The sequence below is a fragment of the Shewanella metallivivens genome (assembly GCF_028750675.1).
Classification (GTDB): Bacteria; Pseudomonadota; Gammaproteobacteria; order Enterobacterales; family Shewanellaceae; genus Shewanella; species Shewanella metallivivens.
This window is the reverse complement of sequence record NZ_JAQQPZ010000013.1, coordinates 291,852-306,793: the sequence shown is the minus strand read 5'-3', so window position 1 is coordinate 306,793 and position 14,942 is coordinate 291,852. Positions and strand designations below refer to the sequence as shown.

The 14,942-nt window shown below is 41.0% G+C and carries 9 protein-coding genes; all 9 read left to right on the top strand.

Annotation, left to right across the window (positions count from 1 at the left end):
• Positions 1-98 precede the first annotated feature (98 nt).
• The 9 genes from PQR79_RS14070 (at position 99) to PQR79_RS14030 (ending at position 14,911) form a co-directional block, all read left to right on the top strand.
• Positions 99-1,394 (top strand): tyrosine-type recombinase/integrase, encoded by a 1,296-nt coding sequence (locus PQR79_RS14070; RefSeq protein ID WP_238103188.1) that lies wholly within the window; start codon positions 99-101, stop codon positions 1,392-1,394.
• 1 nt (position 1,395) lies between these two features.
• Positions 1,396-2,925 (top strand): site-specific integrase, encoded by a 1,530-nt coding sequence (locus PQR79_RS14065; RefSeq protein WP_238103189.1) that lies wholly within the window; start codon positions 1,396-1,398, stop codon positions 2,923-2,925.
• Positions 2,926-5,016, top strand: a complete 2,091-nt coding sequence (locus PQR79_RS14060) for a hypothetical protein (protein WP_238103190.1) — start codon at positions 2,926-2,928, stop codon at positions 5,014-5,016. It begins immediately after the preceding gene.
• Positions 5,009-5,425, top strand: a complete 417-nt coding sequence (locus PQR79_RS14055) for a hypothetical protein (RefSeq protein ID WP_220776953.1) — start codon at positions 5,009-5,011, stop codon at positions 5,423-5,425. The genes PQR79_RS14060 and PQR79_RS14055 overlap by 8 nt, the downstream gene beginning before the upstream one ends.
• Positions 5,422-5,850 carry a VPA1267 family protein gene (locus tag PQR79_RS14050; RefSeq protein WP_238103191.1) on the top strand — a complete coding sequence of 143 codons (429 nt, stop codon included), beginning with the start codon at positions 5,422-5,424 and terminating at the stop codon, positions 5,848-5,850. Before PQR79_RS14055 ends, PQR79_RS14050 begins: the two co-directional genes overlap by 4 nt.
• Complete coding sequence (locus PQR79_RS14045; protein ID WP_238103193.1) at positions 5,847-8,090, top strand: AAA family ATPase; 2,244 nt, start codon at positions 5,847-5,849, stop codon at positions 8,088-8,090. Before PQR79_RS14050 ends, PQR79_RS14045 begins: the two co-directional genes overlap by 4 nt.
• Positions 8,091-8,381: 291 nt before the next feature.
• The gene (locus PQR79_RS14040; protein ID WP_238103194.1) at positions 8,382-9,989 is read left to right on the top strand and encodes a type I restriction-modification system subunit M; all 1,608 of its coding nucleotides are present in this window, start codon (positions 8,382-8,384) and stop codon (positions 9,987-9,989) included.
• Positions 9,986-11,197, top strand: a complete 1,212-nt coding sequence (locus PQR79_RS20300) for a restriction endonuclease subunit S (protein WP_238103196.1) — start codon at positions 9,986-9,988, stop codon at positions 11,195-11,197. Before PQR79_RS14040 ends, PQR79_RS20300 begins: the two co-directional genes overlap by 4 nt.
• A 21-nt stretch (positions 11,198-11,218) precedes the next feature.
• Positions 11,219-14,911, top strand: a complete 3,693-nt coding sequence (locus PQR79_RS14030) for a DEAD/DEAH box helicase family protein (RefSeq protein ID WP_238103197.1) — start codon at positions 11,219-11,221, stop codon at positions 14,909-14,911.
• Positions 14,912-14,942: the final 31 nt, after the last annotated feature.

The window sequence follows — 14,942 nt, the reverse complement described above, 5'->3', positions numbered from 1 at the left end:
TGTTTATACAGGCTTTTTTTGTTTTTATTATTAAAATGTGTTGACAAAAATTCATCTAGGAATTATACATAAATATATGTAGATAATAGGTGCGTCATATGTCGAAAATTAGAGATCTTATTTTTAGTAATGGTGAGCGTTATCCAATCCTGATTGAAGAGGGGGGAATGCCTAACTATTGGGTAACTTTGTACGTTACTGAAAAGTTAAGAACGACGCATACTCAATCTGCAATTTCAAACTCTCTTGCCCACTTGGTTCATTTACAATTGTGGGAAAGTATTAATAATCGAGATCTAGTAGCTGAATTTCATCAAGGCAAGTTGTTAACGGATGAAGATATCTATTCAATACGTGATCACTGCATTTTAGATACAAGAAGCTTAAAAAAGTGGCTTAAGTCATCAGAAAAAAATGTTGTTAAGTTTGCTTCTGCTTCAACGGCAAGCGTTACACCAATTCAAAGAGTTTCTAATAATCATGCAGCAAACCGATTAACTCAGATTGCTGCCTTTCTATGCTTTACTGCTCGAACCATTCTTAAAACTCAGCTGATCGAAGAAAAAGTTTCAAATGATATTGAAGCTATGAGTAAATCATTACTAGCCAATAAACCCAAAGGTAGTAAAGGGAAGGGGCTCGCTGCTAATCCAAACACAAAAGCACCGCCACCAAAAGCGTTTGAAAGGATATTAAGTATTACAAGAGAATCTTCACCAGATAATCCATTTAAAGGTGAAGATGTTAAATTCCGTAATGCAATAATTTTTGAAGTCATGGAAGCAACCGGGATGCGAGCTGGTGAAATACTAGCATTGCAGATTCGAGATATAGATTTCCAAAAAGGGACTATATCAGTTGTTCGCAGACATGATGCGATTGAAGATCCACGTAAGAAACAACCTGTAGCAAAAACAAATGAGCGCGTAATTCCGGTAAATAAAGTCATAACAAATAGGCTACGTGAATACATAATGGATAAGCGATCCAACATACCATCAGCTAGAAAACATCCTTATTTGTTTGTAACACACAAATATGGTGAACATCATGGTAAACCAATTTCCAACAGCACTTTTGTCAACCGAGTGTTAAAGCCTGCAATAGCTATTTATCCCGAACTACTTGAAGATATTACAAGGCATGGTTTTCGTCACAATTTTAATTACAAGCTCTCAAAAAAAATTGATGCTGTTAACAAGGCTGCTAAAGAAAATCCTGATATTCAACCAATTAATGAAAAAAAGGAAATTCAAATCCGTAAGGAGTTAAATGGTTGGAGTTCCGATAAAACGGCTGAAACATACAACTTGAGGCATATTAGAGAGGAAGCCGACAGAGTTATGAAAGAAGATATGGATCATTGGGCTAAGCGAGCAAAGAAGGATAAGTAGTATGCAATTAAAACACAGTGCCAGCTTAGGAAGCTTGCACACCACTAAAAGTGGCTACCCATTTTATTTCTTCGATTCTGAGTGGAGGCTAGATGGCTCAACAGTGATTAACTTCAACCAATTAGCCGATATAGATAAAGATACAGCATTGGGTTTTAGAAGGACCGTGTGTCGATATGCGGAAGAGTTATCAGCTAAGCACACATATAACATGGTTTACTATTTTTCTGCTTATTTCAGATTTACTGGAACTAGAACAGTAACTCTGGTTAGTCTAGTCAACTACCGTGCTTCTTTAAATGACGCTAACGAATACAAGTTAGGGGCACTTAAAGGTTTCTTGCTTGCTTGGTACGAGTGGGGCTTCAAAGGTATTACCAGTGAGGTTGCAGATTACTTAGAAGAACTTATATTAAAAGGCAATCCCAAAGGCAATGCTGTTAAGGGGGCTTGTCCATACTCTGGCCCTTTGACTCACAACGAGCTTGGCGCGTTAATAGACTGGGCCTCTAATGCATTCACGCAAAGCTTGTTAAATTTAAAAGAGTACAGTTGCTTTATGTCATTAGCTTTGACAGGACGAAGATACGTACAAATTCGCGCATTGCGTTCAGTTGATTTGGTCGTTCGGGAAGATGAAAACGGCAATGATTATGTTATTAACTGTCCCAGAGCTAAACAGCATGATACAGAATTCCGTGGGCAATTTACTCCATTACCAATTAATGAAGATCTGTATCTTCTTCTCCATAATCAGCGTAACAAATCAATTCAATATGTAGAGTCCCAATTAGGTAGAACACTACCATCGACATTGCGTGAGCAGATTCCAATATTTTTGGAGGAACCTAGAGTCGATGAGTTAACTGGTCTTGAGGCATTAAAGTCAATACTGACTAAAACTCCTGATTATTTACATATGACTACTAAATTAGCTCAAGAAATATTACGTGGGGTATCGGTTAAAAATACAGCCTACTCTGAGCGAACAGGTGATTACATTAACTTTACAGCCTCTCGTTTTAGATATACCAAAGCGACAAATTTGGCACGAAGAGGCATAAGAGGGGTATCTTTAGCTGCTGCGCTCGATCAATCAGATACACAGCAAGTTGGCATTTACTGCGAAAATACAGAAGAAACGGCTAAGCAAATTGATGAAATCATGGCTCCAATGCTGGCTACACTCGCTCAAGCTTTTGCTGGAAAGCTCATTGCATCAGAGCGTGATGCTGTTAGAGCAAATGATCCTAATAGTCGAGTTAAAAATGGCAAGTCTGATAATGTTGGTAACTGCGGAACTTATGCTTTTTGTGCCTCTGGATATCGAGCTTGTTATACCTGTTCTAGTTTTCAACCATGGTTAGAGGCACCTCACGAAGAAGTGCTTAATGAAATCCTTGCGGAAAGAAAAAAACAGCAAGAACTTAGCGTCTCAAAAAACGTTATCCAATCTACAGATCGACTTTTATTGGCAGTCCAACAAGTTATTATAATGTGCAAGCAGGCTTCATCTGAGGGGGATTTGTAAATGGCTGATATTATTCATTTTCAACCAAAAAATGAGATAGCTGCACAGAAAAATTTAGAAAATTTTATTGAGCACTGTAGAGATAATCTAACTCTCTATGAAGATCAAGGTGGCTGGCAAAATAATAATTGGCAACATAAACAAAAAAACCGTTATATTGCCATGACTTTCTCAAAGTATAGAGAAAAGTCTAACCCTGCCAACTTTGATCCGTTAAACGAGCCTTATTTATCTTTCGCTAAAGCCTATATTCGATACAACCAGAGTATAAAAGCCGTATCAAGTGTAACGAATAAAATGGTGGCACTTCGGATGTTACATGATGCCTTAAGTGAGGTTCATGGTGTTACCAATGTCCTACAAACTGATGGCTTAGTTATTGGTGAATTAGAAGCATTAATTAAGAAACGAGTTACCAACAAAGACCGAAGAAATAAAGTAGGTTATCAAGTTGAAATATTGCTCAACTTTATCAGAGATAAGCGATTTGTTCCCGCTCTTCAATCATGGAAAAACCCGTGGCCTAAGGTTGCTGCAAAAGCTGAGCGAACCGATAAGGAATCTCGTAAATGGCAAGATACTCGTTGCCCAAGTATGCATCAGATGCTTGCACTTGCCGATTGTTTTGCAAATGCAGAAACCGTAGAGGATAAGTATTGGTCTAGTGTTATTACTTTATTGATGTTTGCACCTGGTAGAGCGGGTGAGCTGACAGGGCTAACAGTTGACTGTTTGCACCGAGGCGAAAATGGAGCACTTGGTGTGAGATGGTATGGCGAAAAAGGCTTTGGTTTCACTGTTAAATGGGTACCAAAAGTATTAGAGGAAACAGTAATTGAAGCCCATAAAATTTTGATTGAAATAGGAAAGCCTGCAAGAGAAGCTGCAAAGTTTTCTTACGATAATCCGGATGTTTTTATGCGACATAATCGCTGTTGTACTTCACATTATTTCGGGGAGAACACACCATTAAATGCTTATCAATTTGCACATGCCATGAGTTTTAGTGACGATACAATATCGAGAATGGAGAACAAAACGATTAATTTTAGCAATGCGTCAGCTTGGCACATTGTTGGCGCGCACGAAAGCAAGTGGGTGCAATCATTACTAGCAAATGGTGAGCCGACATATAGAGATCTAGCGGGATTTGTAGCTTCAGAGTATCAAAACAGTGATTGGCCTAATCTTACATCCATCAAGCGTCCTATTTGGGAATCTTTAGTCATAATACGTGATCGTGAATTTCACAAAGAATTTAAAGTCAGAGAATTTTCATGGCGGCTGCCAAGTGTAAATGAATTAAATGCTCAATTAGCCGTCAGGGATAAACTTAAAAATCCACCAGAAACCTTGTTTCAACGTATGGGTTATAAGGATGAAGATGGTTCAGATATTCGTCTAACGTCTCACCAAATTCGAGTTTGGTTATCAACTAATGCCGAACGGGGAGGAATGGATGCATGGCAGCTTGCCAGATGGGCTGGTCGGGCTCGAATCAATGATAATCGCCACTATGATTTACGTACAAAGGATGAACGTGAACAGCAAGCGAGGAGTATTGTTGAGTTTAATGAAAGGCCTACAGCATTAGAGGCCATAAAGTTGAATTTGCCAGTCAGTTACAAAGACTTAGGTGTAAATCGAATCGGTATAGCAGATGTGACAGAATATGGAATGTGTGTTCATGATTATGCCATGTCCCCTTGCACAAAAGGTGGTGAGTGTATGACATGTAAAGAGCATGCTTGCATTAAGGGTATGCCTGAAACACTTGAACGAATTATTAGGCTTGAAAAGCATGTGGAGTCTCAATTCATCAAGGCTACAGAAGATAAATCTGACAGTGTTTTTGGTGCTGACATATGGGTTTCACATTTGGGCTGGAAGCTAGCACATATTCGTACACAACGTGAGCGACTTGAATCAGAAGATACACCAGAAGGTGCAATCTTATGGATCCCGCCTGAGCATGATCCAAGCCCAGTAAAACGAGCGCTAGAACAAAAAGATTTTGACATAAAGGTTAGCAGTCAAGATCTTGTTGAAGAGTCAACGGTAGCAATGTTGTTGGGGATCGAAAATGCCTAAAAAGATAATCACAGAAAAAACACTGCCTGTAGCATTGCATGAACTTGATAAATGGTCAGGAAAGTTAACATGGAATAGTTTTGCGGCACAGCTTGCAAAAGTCCTAGGAGAAGAGAGTGTCAGTCGACATACGCTGCTCTCATATCCTGCTCTAGTAGAAGCCTTTAATAATAGGAAAGATAGCTTAAAGGAGCAGTTAAATAGTACCGAAAAGGATGTCACTCTTGAGTTTGCAAAGGAGCAGATTTCTATTCTTGAAGCTAAAGTTGAACGTCTAGAGAAGCAAAACGAAAGTTTATTAGAGCAATTTGTGCGCTGGCAACATAACGCTTACATGATGCCCAATGTCGATATGAAAGTGCTTAATCAACGATTGGACAAGCCTCTTCCAGAAGTTGATAGACGATGATCAAAGGCAAGAGTGGACAACAAATTGCTCAAGAAAATCTCAAATTAGTACAAGCGTGGATTAATGAACGAAACGCCGCTCGAGATTGGGATGAGTATGAATATAGCGGTAAGGTTAATCGTAGAGTTTTGGCTGAGGAACTTGGCTTTGCTAAGTCAGTATGCACCCAAAATAAAGCCGTCAGAACACTTATTGAAGAAGCTGACGGCTATTGGTTTCGGAAAATTGATGAAGATAAAAAGTCTCATGAAGCCGCACGAGAAAGAGCTGAAAAGCAAACTAATATGGTGTCAATGAGCAATAATGCTCTGACACAGCGAATAGTTGAATTAGAAGCTGAGAATCGACAGCTTCAGCGTGAACTGACCAAATTTAAAAAACAGCAGAACCTGATCCAATCTGGAGCGGCAGGATTCAAGATATGAATGAAGTTATCCATCTACGCCAAATCATTCAAGTCAAAAAACAACGATCAAACTCATACGCAACAGTTGATTTGATCAACGTTGACGGTTCAATAAAAAAACGCGATAAAACAACGGTCGTTAAGTTCCCCGAGCATGCTAAAGATACCGCTACAATAGGCAGCTTGTGGGAGGTATCAGGTAAAGAGCGACTTAATCATTTCGTAGTAAATGACTTTTCGTTGAGTGAATACACAATAGATGCTGCCAATATTAAGTTCCTGAAACCATCAGGTAGGATTTTATCTCGTTGGATAAGCAGTAATATTAAAGGAATTGGCAGTGTCATCGCTAATCGACTAGTAAGAAATAAACAGCTTACTCAGCTAATTATTCAACAAGATAAACAAGCACTGCTAAACATTGCGGGTATGACAGAATCTCGTGTAAGAGATTTATTGGACAACTGGCCTAGCTCGGCTCTTTATAACACGATTAACTGGCTTGAAGAGCAGTGTTTACCTTTAGGGTTCGGTGAGAAGTTAGTCGCAATTTTTGGTGAGTACGCGATAGATAAAGTCAAAGAGCACCCGTTTTTATTAGTAGCAATGGGAGCTTCATTTGATCAGGTCTCAAAATTAGCAAATAAGCTTGGCTTCACCTTGGAAGATGAAGTTGTTGTGGCTGGAATTACTCAGCATGCAGCTATTAATTATGCAAATAAAACAGGTTCCACTGTAATTACTCAAGTAGAGCTGATTAAAGAATACAGCAAGCTAATGAAATCTAATCCACCTGAAAATATTGGTGACATTGCCTGTGAACAAGGATTTTTAATTCAGGTGAGTAGTGGCTACCAGGTTTATGGTAAAGCGTTGATGGAGGCGTCTGTCGCTCAGTTTTTTGTTGATGCACATCAACGAAAAAAGGGCGACGGTTCATTGTTAGCGTCCTGGGAGACTGGCTTATCAAACGATCTAGTGTTTTCTGCATTGGCAGAGTACGAAACCACGTTGGATTTTGAACTAACAGTTGATCAACGAAATGCTATAGTTGGGGCCGTTTTATCACCTATCTGCGGTATATCTGGCGGAGCCGGCACAGGAAAAACGACAATACTTAAAGCTATTTTGGGAGTATATGATCGAGTGTCTGAGGGCTTGCAGTGCTATCAGGTTGCGCTAGCAGGGCGTGCTGCTCAGCGTATGGCGGAAAGTACACAAAGACCTGCCTCAACCATTGCCAAGTTTGTTGGAGAGCATATAGGCGATAACAAGCCCAAGCTACCTGAACAAATATTGCTAATTATTGATGAGTCATCAATGGTTGATTTGTTGTCGATGTATCGTCTAATCGGGATATTGCCCGATGCTACAAGGCTAATTTTTGTGGGTGATACGTCTCAACTACCGCCAGTGGGTAATGGATTAGTATTCCAGGCATTAACAGATACACAAATTCCATTCTTCAATTTGTCCCAAGTAAAACGTCAAAGTGCTGATAGTGGCATACACAGTTTTGCTACTTCAGTTAGAAATCGAGTATTGCAGATCCCTCAGGATACTAAAAATACACTGAGTGAAAGTAGCGATTGCTCTATTGAAAGAAATCCCTCAGTGAGCAGGTTGATAACACTTTGGCGAGAGTCAGGTGGTATTGAACAAAGCATTGTTTTATCACCAGTTAGAAAAGGTGAGTTTGGCGTCGATAATCTAAATATTGAGCTTCAAACATCTGTTGGCCATGCCAGAAAAGCAATCTATTTCCAAGATGCTTCAAGAGGTTGGATCCCTTGGGTTACATCGACAGGAACCAAAATTTTGTTAGGTGATCCAATTCTGGTTATCGCTAATAATTACGATGATGCCGCAGATCTGCGAAATGGTGACTTAGGTATTGTAACTGAAGTGTTTGAGCAACAAGATGAAAATGGTGCAGTCGGCGTTATTGAAGTAAATCACGTATCGATAAACCTCACCGTTGATGTGCTTGCAAAACTTCAGCTAGGTTATGCCATCACTATTCATAAATCACAAGGTTCACAGTGGCCAACGTGCTTTGTCATGCTTCCTCAAGAAGCGGAACGAATGATAGATCAAACTTTACTATATACAGCATCAACCAGACCGAGTGAAAGGCTTGTTTTAATGGGATGCCAGACTGTGGTAGAGCAAGCCATGAGGCGCGGCTCAATAGCACTTAACCGAAAAACATTTTTACGGGAGCGAATCGCATTGGCCATACAATTAGAAAATGAATAGAAACAACAAACCACATTTCAAACAAGAATCGATATCATAAGTGCGATTAACCGCCTTGTTCTTCATTTTGACTAGACAAACTATCAACCAAAAGCATTAGCCAAAACATAAATTAAAACCATAACTTACTAATATTTAATCAATATGATTTTAAACGTTTACCTAAGCTCAATAAGCCTTATATGATAGCGCTTATAAGCAAATAAAAGTGTTAAGCCTCATGGCGTAACACTTAAGTACATTTTTACGTGGCCATATCAACACGCCACGCCAAAGCCCAAGAGAGAATCAATGTTAACTGGCAAAATACGTAATCAAATCGACCAAGTGTGGACCATGTTTTGGACCGGCGGTGTCGCCAATCCTATCTCGGTAATTGAGCAAATCTCTTATCTGTTATTTATTCGCCGTTTAGACGAGCTACAACGTACCGCTGAGCGCCGCGCACAGGCCACTGGCATTCCTATTGCTAACCCCACTTTTGGCCCTGACGAGCAAGCGCTGCGCTGGAACAACTTTAAAGATAAAGATCCTAACGTGATGATGGATATAGTCCAAAATCAGGTGTTTCCTAAAATCAAAGCCCTACACAATGAAGGTAGCTTTGCCGAGCACATGAAAGACGCCATCTTTATGATCCCGTCAGCTAAGTTGCTCGACCAAGTAGTGCAGCTGCTTAGCGCCATCAACATGGACGACAAAGACACCAAAGGCGACTTATACGAATACCTGCTGAGCAAGTTGCAGCAATCGGGTGTAAACGGCCAGTTCCGCACCCCGCGCAATCTAATCCAAATGATGGTTGAGCTAATGCAGCCAAAACTGGGCGACACCATTTGTGATCCATCATCAGGCACCTGCGGCTTTTTAATGGCGGCACTAGAATACGTTGAAAACAACTACAAGCAAGAGGTCAACAAGCCAGAAAACCGTAAACATGTGAACAATGCCATGTTCACCGGTTTCGACTTTGACAAAAGCATGTTGCGGATTGGCGCCATGAACATGCTACTGCACGGCATCGAAAACCCAAGCGTATTGTATCGCGACAGCTTACAAGACCAAGGCGATGCCAATATCAGTGAGGCTTATAACTTAATTTTGGCTAACCCGCCGTTTAAAGGCTCGGTCGATTTTGATATCGTCGCCCCTGACTTACTGCGCGCTTTAGGTAAAAACCCAGCCGCCAAAAAAGCCGCGCCAAAGTACAAAACTGAAATCGATGAAAACGGTAACGAGATACAAGTTGAAGTTAAAGCCAAAGGCCCAACCGAAAAGTCTGAATTATTATTTTTAGCGCTGATTTTACGTATGCTAAAAGTCGGTGGCCGTGCTGCGGTTATCGTGCCAGACGGAGTATTATTCGGCTCGACTAAATCCCACAAAAGCATTCGCGAAAAAATCGTTAACGAGCAAAAGCTCGAAGCGGTTATCTCATTACCATCAGGGGTATTTAAGCCTTATGCCGGTGTCAGCACTGCCATTTTAATCTTCACTAAAACCAACTCTGGCGGCACCGACAAAGTGTGGTTTTATGATATGCAAGCCGATGGTTTCTCGCTTGACGACAAACGTACTCCACTGTTTAAGGATGGAGCTGAACCTACCCACGAGCAAAGTAATATCGCCGATATCATTGCCCGTTACTTAAGCTTAACCAATCCAGACGGTACGCCAAACCTTGCCAGCCCAGAGCACAACCGCAAAACCACCGAACAAAGCTTTATGGTGCCGGTCGCTAACATTACCGACAACGACTGCGATTTAAGCCTGAATCGTTATAAAAAAGTAATTTATGAAGAAGTGCAGTACGACTCGCCAAAAGTGATTTTAGCGCGAATTAAAACCCTGCAAGAGAAGATGACGAAGGGTGTGCAAGAGTTGGAGAAATTGTTGTGAGTTGGCCTTTAGTTAAGCTTCAAGATCTTGTTGATATAAACATCGGCCGGACTCCTTCGCGCGATAACCCCGAGTATTGGGGAGAAGGTGTTTCATGGCTGTCGATTAGAGATATGAATCAAGGCAAGCTCTTATCCAAAACTGCCGAACAGATTACCGAATTTGCTGTGAAAGAAACAAAATGCAAAATAGCTAAAAAGGGCACCGTCTTATTTAGCTTCAAACTAAGCATTGGTAAAGTTGGGTTTGCTGAAATAGACATGTTTCATAATGAAGCTATTGCAGCAATGCCTATCAAGAAAGACGTTGAATTATGTGAAGAGTATTTATATTTTGCATTATTGCAAATGGATTCAGGCAAGAGTACTGATCGTGCTGTTATGGGAGCCACTTTAAATAAAAAGAAAATGGCAGAATTGGAAATCCCACTCCCACCACTAGAAACCCAAAAGCAAATTGCGGCGGTGTTAGAAAAAGCCGACCAACTGCGTAAAGACTGCCGGCAAATGGAGCAAGAGCTAAACAGCCTCGCCCAGTCAGTGTTTATTGAGATGTTTGGTGATCCATTAATTAACCCGAAAGGATGGCGTGTTCGTACTTTAAATGAGTTCTATGCTTCAGCAAAAACAGGGACAAAATGTGGTCCTTTCGGCTCAGCATTAAAAAAAGATGAGTTTGTTGATTCAGGAGTACCTGTATGGAATATGAGTAATATCTCTTTAACTGGAGAGTTTATTGATAGCCCATCACTATGGATTACAGAAAAAAAGTACCAAAATTTAGAAGCTTATAATGTACTACAAGGGGATGTCATAATATCTCGCGCTGGTACTGTTGGGAAAATGGGGGTTGTATTATCTAAATATGATCGTTCTATTATTAGCACAAACCTTATTAGAGTTAGATTTGGGGAAGATCTTTTACCATTATATTTTGTATGTTTAATGACATACTGTAAAACGAGATTGAAGCGTTTAAAGGTTGGGGATGACGGCTCATTCTCCCACATGAATACTGGTATTTTGGATAATTTAGAATTCCCTTATCCACCAATGAATGAACAATTGAAATATATGAAGTTTAGAGAAGAGCTTGATGCCCAAATCAATTGTTTGAAACAGTTAAAGATCGAACAAGAACTAAATTTTAGCTCTCTGATGCAAAAAGCGTTCAACGGCGAACTTAATCTCGATAACGCTAACACTTAATAAGATGTAAAAGGAACTTACATGTCAGATACGGTCCAACCTCCAGCTTCCACTGCCACTCATGGCGCTAGCGCTTTTGGCATTAGCTCTCTTGGCATTAGCAATTTTGACTTTATGGATGTGGCGATTGCAAGCGGAGCAGGCAATGATCTGTATTCTATGCGCTGCGCTGAAATACAGCTGCGGGCTAAAAGCGCTGAAGCCAACATAAAAACCGACCCACGTATTGCCGGCTTTTATGCCCGTAATGCCTTGGAATTAATGGTTGAAACCGTATTTGACATAGATAACTGGCTAAAACGCCCACGCCATGATGCAACTTTAATGTCGCTTATCCATGAGCAAGGTTTTAAGCAAAACTTAAGTAGTAACTTGTTCCCTAAGCTTAAACTGATTATCAAAATCGGTAACGAGGCCGTACACGGCAAAAGCGCACTGCCACAACGTGATGCCTTACAATCGGTAAAAGAGCTGCACCATGTATTGTACTGGTGTGCTCGCACCTATACTCCAGGGCTAGACAGACAGCAATTTACCGTAGCGCCGTTTGATGAAGCATTAATCCCCCACAAGCTTGCCATTGATGCAGGCCTTGTAACTAAGGCGATGAGTAGCATTAAGCGGGTGCAAGATCTCGAAAAACAGCTGGCTGAAAGTGACAGTGTTAAGCGTGATGAGTATCTGCAACAGCTAAGTGAAAACGCTGCGTTAAAAGCGCAAAACCAAGCCCTGCTTGAGCAAATAGCCAAAGCCAAACAAAGTGCAGATATACAACAGGATACCCACGACTATAACGAAGCCGAAACCCGTCATTACTTAATCGATGCCCTGCTTAATGAAGCAGGTTGGCCATTAAACCAAACGCGCGACCGCGAATATCCAGTTAACAGCATGCCAATATCGACCGCTAACCCGAATGGTAATGGGTTTGTGGATTATGTGCTCTGGGGTGATGACGGCACAGCTCTGGCAGTGGTAGAAGCCAAACGTACCAGTCGCCGCCCAGAAGACGGTCAGCAGCAAGCCAAACTGTATGCCGATTGCTTACAAAAGCAGTGTGGCGTGCGCCCAGTGATATTTTACAGCAATGGCTATGAAACTCGTTTGTGGGATGACTATTTTTATCCGCCTCGTAAGGTACAAGGTTTTTATACCAAAGCTGAACTTGAGTTAATGATAAAGCGTCGCAGCGATCGTAAAGCATTTTTTATGACGGGCAATGACACCCCGCTGGTTGAAACTGAAAACCTTGATATCAATAACGACATCACTAACCGTCACTATCAAAAAGCGGCAATTACTCATATTTTGCAGGACTTCGAATTAGAACATCAACGCAAAGCTCTGCTCGTCATGGCAACCGGTACAGGTAAAACGCGTACCGTAATAAGCCTGGTTGATTTGCTGGTTAAAAACGATTGGATTAAAAACATCTTATTTTTAGCCGACCGCAATGCCTTATTAACTCAAGCGAAAAAGAACTTCGTTAGGCTATTACCCCGCGTGAGTTGCGCTATGTTAAGCTCTGGCCAAAGCAAAGACAGCATTGAAAGCCGTTTGTATTTTGCCACTTATCCCACCATGAAAAACCTACTCGACCGTGGCGCAGATGAGCGCCCATTTGGTGTAGGTCATTTTGATTTAATCATTGTCGATGAGGCCCATCGCTCTGTGTATTCAAAGTATCGGCAAATTTTTGAGTATTTTGACGGCTTGTTAGTGGGCTTAACCGCCACCCCAAAAGATGAAGTTGAAAAAGATACCTATAGCATTTTTGACTTGCAAAAAGGCATGCCGACCTACGCCTATGAAGATGAAAAAGCCTACGCCCAAAAATACTTAGTACCTCCAACCAAAATATCGGTTGCGACTAAGTTTTTACGTGATGGGGTTAAATACCAAGAATTGTCGGATGAAGAAAAGCAAGAGTGGGAAGACAAAGCTGAATTGACGGACCGCGAGGAAGTGCTACCGTCTGAAGTGAACAAGTTTTTATTCAACGAAGACACTGCTGAAAAAATGTTTGCTCAATTAATGAGTAAAGACGAACTTGGCGGCATTCATGTTGAAGGTGGCGACGTGATTGGTAAAACCATCATATTTGCCGCCAATGAACCTCATGCTTTATTTTTGCAAGAGATTTTCAATAAAAACTATCCTAAATGGACTGGAAAATTAGCACGAGTTATAACTTACTCAGAAACCTATGCACAAAGCTTAATTGATGAATTTAGCGGTGATGAAAACAACCGCAAAGACTTTGACCCGAAAAACCCAACTTGCCGGATTGCGATTTCTGTAGACATGCTCGATACGGGTATTGACGTGCCAGAAGTAGTTAATTTGGTGTTCTTTAAGGTTATCCGCTCAAGAGTCAAGTTCACACAGATGATTGGCCGCGGCACCCGTTTATGCCTAAACTTATTTGGCCCAGGCTCTGATAAGGAGAATCATAAAACCACCTTTAAAGTGTTCGATTACTGCCAAAATTTTGAGTACTTTGATGCTAATCCAGAAGGTTTACCAGTAGGTATCGCAAAACCAGTTATGCAGCAGGTGTTTGAAAAACGCGTGAAGTTAAGCACTTTGCTAAATGACCGCCTGCAAGATGACAATTATCAAGACAAGCACCCAGAAGACTGTAATTTATTGCGTAGCTTAAACAACTATCAGCTTGATATGTTGCATCACCAAGTCACGGGTATGAACCTAGATAACTTTATTGTTAGGCCAAAACGCCAAGCAGTTGAGCCATTTTTAGAGCGAACTTATTGGGATAATATTGATGATGCCAAGTTTACTGAACTAGAAAGCCATGTGTCTGTACTGCCAACTGAAGCAGAAGCCTTTAATCAGGATGAACAGCCCAATAATTTGTCGAACCGTTTTGACAATATCATCTTAACCATGCAATTGGCCTTGCTAGAAAAAGGTATGGTGCCAGAACCAAGTCGATTAAGAGTAATGGAGTTTGCTCAGCAGCTGGAGGCAAAAACATCTATTCCAGCTGTACAAGCTCAGTTGCAGTTAATCCAAGACATACAAACTCACGAGTTTTGGCAAGATATTCATGTCGTGACACTAGAAGACATGCGTAAACGTTTGCGCAACTTAATGTTCGCCTTAGACAAAGACAAAAAAGAAGTGGTGTACACCAACTTTGAAGATGACGTACAAGGCGTTCATGATGTTACCGCTGTTTATCAAAGCCCAACTATGGACTTAGCCCAATATCGTAAAAAAATTGAGCTGTATATTAAAGACCACCAAGATCAGTTAACCATTCAAAAGCTAAAGCGTAATAAGCCGATCACCCAAGCCGACTTAGATGTACTCGATGGCTTACTGCTGGATGCAAGCGGCATGAGTGACGTAGAGGCTTATCGCCATCAAATATTGCAAGAGAAGCCCTTAGGCGCATTTATTCGCCAATTGGTAGGCCTTGACCTTAATGCCGCTAAAGAAGCCTTCAGCAGCTTTTTAGACGATGGTCTTTACAATGCCGAGCAAATTAACTTTGTTGACCAAGTAATTGATTACCTTGTTCACAATGGCGTACTCGATATGGCCCAAATATTTGAACCGCCATTTACCGATTACCACGGCGAAAGCGCTTACGGCTTTTTTGACGAAGGCAAAGTGGTCGAACTGTTTGGGGTGATACGAAAAGTGAATGCCAATGCTGTGGTTGAAGAAGAGCCAATGACGGCTTGATGGTGGAGCTTTTAAGGTGTTGAATTGTTGT

What these genes read in the sequence shown, in the direction of transcription:
- PQR79_RS14070 (WP_238103188.1), top strand. Translation starts at nt 99, where the DNA reads ATGTCGAAAATTAGAGATCTTATTTTTAGTAATGGTGAGCGTTATCCA.
- PQR79_RS14065 (WP_238103189.1), top strand. Translation starts at nt 1,396, where the DNA reads ATGCAATTAAAACACAGTGCCAGCTTAGGAAGCTTGCACACCACTAAA.
- PQR79_RS14060 (WP_238103190.1), top strand. Translation starts at nt 2,926, where the DNA reads ATGGCTGATATTATTCATTTTCAACCAAAAAATGAGATAGCTGCACAG.
- PQR79_RS14055 (WP_220776953.1), top strand. Translation starts at nt 5,009, where the DNA reads ATGCCTAAAAAGATAATCACAGAAAAAACACTGCCTGTAGCATTGCAT.
- PQR79_RS14050 (WP_238103191.1), top strand. Translation starts at nt 5,422, where the DNA reads ATGATCAAAGGCAAGAGTGGACAACAAATTGCTCAAGAAAATCTCAAA.
- PQR79_RS14045 (WP_238103193.1), top strand. Translation starts at nt 5,847, where the DNA reads ATGAATGAAGTTATCCATCTACGCCAAATCATTCAAGTCAAAAAACAA.
- PQR79_RS14040 (WP_238103194.1), top strand. Translation starts at nt 8,382, where the DNA reads ATGTTAACTGGCAAAATACGTAATCAAATCGACCAAGTGTGGACCATG.
- PQR79_RS14030 (WP_238103197.1), top strand. Translation starts at nt 11,219, where the DNA reads ATGTCAGATACGGTCCAACCTCCAGCTTCCACTGCCACTCATGGCGCT.